General features: G+C 44.1%; 5 protein-coding genes. 3 read left to right on the top strand and 2 right to left on the bottom strand.

What is annotated here, in order from left to right; genetic code table 11:
- Window positions 1–123: glutathione S-transferase N-terminal domain-containing protein (locus tag ACQY6Q_RS05235; protein ID WP_427978723.1), on the top strand; the 123-nt coding region annotated here is incomplete at its 5' end.
- A gap of 43 nt (window positions 124–166) precedes the next feature.
- Here ACQY6Q_RS05235 and fadR read toward each other — a convergent pair.
- Entirely contained in the window at window positions 167–883 is a 717-nt protein-coding gene (fadR, locus tag ACQY6Q_RS05240) for a fatty acid metabolism transcriptional regulator FadR (RefSeq protein ID WP_427978711.1), read from the bottom strand.
- Between the two features lie 248 nt (window positions 884–1,131).
- Between fadR and nhaB the strand changes: the two genes are divergently transcribed.
- Together nhaB and dsbB are read left to right on the top strand one after the other, a co-directional pair.
- Window positions 1,132–2,703, top strand: coding sequence for a Na(+)/H(+) antiporter NhaB (nhaB, locus tag ACQY6Q_RS05245; RefSeq protein ID WP_427978714.1), 1,572 nt, complete (start codon window positions 1,132–1,134; stop codon window positions 2,701–2,703).
- Window positions 2,704–2,755: 52 nt separating this feature from the next.
- Complete coding sequence (gene dsbB / locus ACQY6Q_RS05250) at window positions 2,756–3,271, top strand: disulfide bond formation protein DsbB (protein WP_427978717.1); 516 nt, start codon at window positions 2,756–2,758, stop codon at window positions 3,269–3,271.
- A 54-nt stretch (window positions 3,272–3,325) separates the two neighbouring features.
- On the opposite strand, the gene ACQY6Q_RS05255 is transcribed toward dsbB, so the two are convergent.
- A partial coding sequence (locus ACQY6Q_RS05255) for a YkgJ family cysteine cluster protein (RefSeq protein WP_427978720.1) occupies window positions 3,326–3,635 on the bottom strand: 310 nt, incomplete at its 5' end.

The following is a 3,635-nucleotide window of genomic DNA, read 5'->3' on the forward strand; positions in this document are numbered from 1 at the left end:
GAGCTAGTGAGTCAAGGTGGTTCAAGAAAAGTACCCTGCCTACGCATTGAGCAGGCTGGCAAAGTAGAGTGGCTCTACGAGTCAAGTGACATTATTAACTACCTAGAAGCCCGAATTGCTTAAATGAAAAGGCTCCGCTAGCGGAGCTTTTTCATTACGCTAAAGTTTAATCTATTTCCATTACGTTACTGGGCATAACGTGGCGTAAGCGCTTCCAAATTTCACTACTGGCAATACCGTAGTTACGTACCACATAAAGCGTTTTATCGTAGTCACCAGATTCCGCCAAAGCGATTAAGTCTTGATAGAACTTATCGACTAGTTGGCGTGACTCCGCTTCATCAAAATAAAACTTACCCACACTTTGATACATGCCTCTAAAGCCATTCAAGATCAGGGCATATAAGGGATTACCTGAAGCAAAAGCTAAGCCGTGCAACACTTGGTAATCAAATTCAGCATAGGCCTGACCGGTTTGTTCTAAAGACTTATATTGCTCGATTAACTGACGGCTCTGCTCTGGATTATTTTTTAATGCGCCACGAATAAAAATCACACTGATATTGGTTCTGGCTGAGAGGAGTTGCTCAAATAACTCAGGAACCCCTTCGGTGTCTAAGCGCGCTAAAGTTTCTAATATATTTAAGCCAGCGGTTTCCCAAAAGTTATTCACTTTAGTGGGCTTACCATGTTGAATAGTTAACCAACCATCGCGGGCCAAACGCTGCAAAACCTCGCGTAAGGTGGTGCGAGTCACACCAATTAATTCAGAAAGCTCTCTCTCTGCGGGAAGGATTGTTCCGGGGGCAAAACGATTATTCCAGATTGATTCGATAATGTATTGTTCAGCGAATCCCGCTGGACTTTTTGCTTTGATGACCATTTTTTACTCAGTCTATTTACGTTTTTATTTCGTGGATAATAACAAACCATTAACTAAAGCTAAAGTAAGTGGTTTGAGCTCTAACCTGCAAGCTTAGAGTAAATCTCAATTGCCACATCGTTAGCTAAGCTTAATTTGATATTTTTACTTAACCGGCTACCAAATCAGCAGCTTATCCCTTACAATCCTGCACGGGTTTTCCCATGCGAAAACTTGACCTGCCATTTGAATAACAATGAGATTTCAGGATGAATACTAGTCTGTCTAGCGCTTTTGCTAAGAATTTTCTTGGTAACGCGCCTTTGTGGTACAAAAAAGCCATTGTTTTATTTTTAATAATCAACCCCATTGTGTTCTATATAAACCCATTTATTGCGGGTTGGTTATTAGTTGTAGAGTTTATTTTTACCCTCGCCATGGCACTCAAGTGCTATCCCTTGCAACCGGGTGGTTTGTTAGCTATCGAAGCCGTCGCAATTGGAATGACCTCGGCAGACACAGTTAAGCACGAGCTGGTGGGCAATTTTGAAGTTGTACTCCTATTGATCTTCATGGTGGCAGGCATCTTCTTTATGAAGCAACTACTATTGTTTGTCTTCACTAAGATGCTGATCAAAATTAAAAACAAGGCCGTGCTTTCTATCGCCTTCTGTATGGCAGGGGCCTTCTTATCTGCCTTCCTTGATGCTTTAACTGTAATCGCCGTGGTGATTAGTGTGGCCATTGGCTTCTATAGCATCTACCACAAAGTGGCCTCAGGAAAAGACTTTAACCAAAGTCACGACCACACCAGCGATGACCTAAGCAGTGATGACCTAGAAGGCTTCCGCGCGTTCCTTCGCAGCCTAATGATGCACGCCGGTGTGGGTACTGCACTGGGTGGTGTATGTACTATGGTGGGTGAACCACAAAACCTAATCATCGCCGACCAATCAGGCTGGAACTTCCTTGAGTTCTTTCTACGCATGGCGCCAGTATCACTCCCGGTATTGGCCTTCGGCCTTCTTACCTGTGTATTACTAGAGAAGTTCGCCAAATTTGGCTACGGTGAAAAGCTCCCAGTAAACGTGAGAAAAATCTTATCTGACTATGACAAATACGAAGATGATAAACGCAACAACCGTGACCGCGCTAAGCTGATTATCCAAGCAGTGATTGCCGTGTGGCTTATCGTTGGCTTAGCCTTGCATCTTGCAGCCGTGGGCTTGATTGGTTTGTCAGTGATTATTTTAGCCACTTCGTTCACCGGTATTACTGAAGAACACCAGCTGGGTAAAGCCTTTGAAGAAGCACTGCCCTTCACCGCACTACTCGCGGTATTCTTCTCTATTGTAGCGGTTATCATTGATTTAGAACTGTTTAAGCCAGTGATTCATTGGGTGCTATCAATTGAAAACGAAGGCCAGTTGGTTGCTTTCTATATCGCCAACGGTTTGTTATCCATGGTCAGCGATAACGTATTCGTTGGTACCGTCTATATTAGCGAAGTAAAATCGGCTTGGTTAGAAGGTCAAATTACCCGTGACCAGTTCGATATGTTAGCTGTAGCGATTAACACCGGTACTAACCTACCCTCGGTAGCCACGCCCAATGGTCAAGCTGCGTTCTTATTCTTGCTAACGTCATCACTAGCGCCACTGCTTCGCTTGTCTTATGGACGTATGGTGTGGATGGCATTACCGTACACCATCGTACTCGCCGGCATTGGTTTATTGAGCGTTGAGTTCGCGCTTGCGCCAGCAACCCAATTCTTCTACGACATGGGGTGGATCAGCCATCACGTTGCAGACGCTGCGGCAAGCATTTCTGCTGGACATTAAAATTAAAAAAGGCGATGCTCTGGCGTCGCCTTTTTAATTGGAGCCTTTGATTATGCTAACATTTTTAAGCAGTATGCCGTACCAACGACGTCCTTGGTTTCTGCTTTTTATTACTAGCTTATCTCTCGAGTTGTGTGCGTTATTCTTCCAACACGTGATGAAACTCGACCCCTGCGTTATGTGTATTTACGAGCGTGTCGCGATGTTTGGTTTGATGTTTGCGGGGCTTATCGGTTGTGTAGCACCCACAAATATCCTGATTCGTTTAACGTCTTTCGGTTTATGGATAGTGAGTTCGGCTTGGGGCTTACAACTAGCCATTACTCATACTGACTATCAAATGAACCCTAGCCCCTTTGCCACCTGTGATTTCTTTGCTAACTTTCCACAGTGGGCACCACTAGACAAGTGGGTACCATGGTTATTCAACCCTACCGGTTACTGTGATGAAATTTCTTGGATGTTCTTGGGCTGGTCGATGCCACAATGGCTGATTTTGATATTTGCCGTTTCGCTAGCGGTAGCCGTTTCGTTCTTTGCCCTGCAGTGGTTTAACAAGCGAAAATAACCGTTTCAACAAACATAAAAAAGCCGCTGTCGCGGCTTTTTTTATTGACTAAATTTACTCACATTCATCTAAAGGCCAGCGCACAATATAGTTTTGTGAAGGACCAGCTAACTGCGTTTCGCAAACGATTTTGCCACGAATAGAAGCGCCACGTTTATGCATTTCAGAGGCCTTACCCTTGTTTAATAAGGGATGCCATTCTGGCAAAGGCTTGCCTTCAATTAATCGTTTATAGGCACAGCTCGGCGGCAACCAGTGAAAGGCTTCAATATCATCTAAGCTAATCTTGACGCAGTCAGGTACTTTCGCAAAACGGTTTTCATAATCGCTACAGCGACAAGTTCTACTATTGAGTAATACACAA

Source organism: Agarivorans sp., assembly GCF_050295395.1.
GTDB lineage: Bacteria > Pseudomonadota > Gammaproteobacteria > Enterobacterales > Celerinatantimonadaceae > Agarivorans.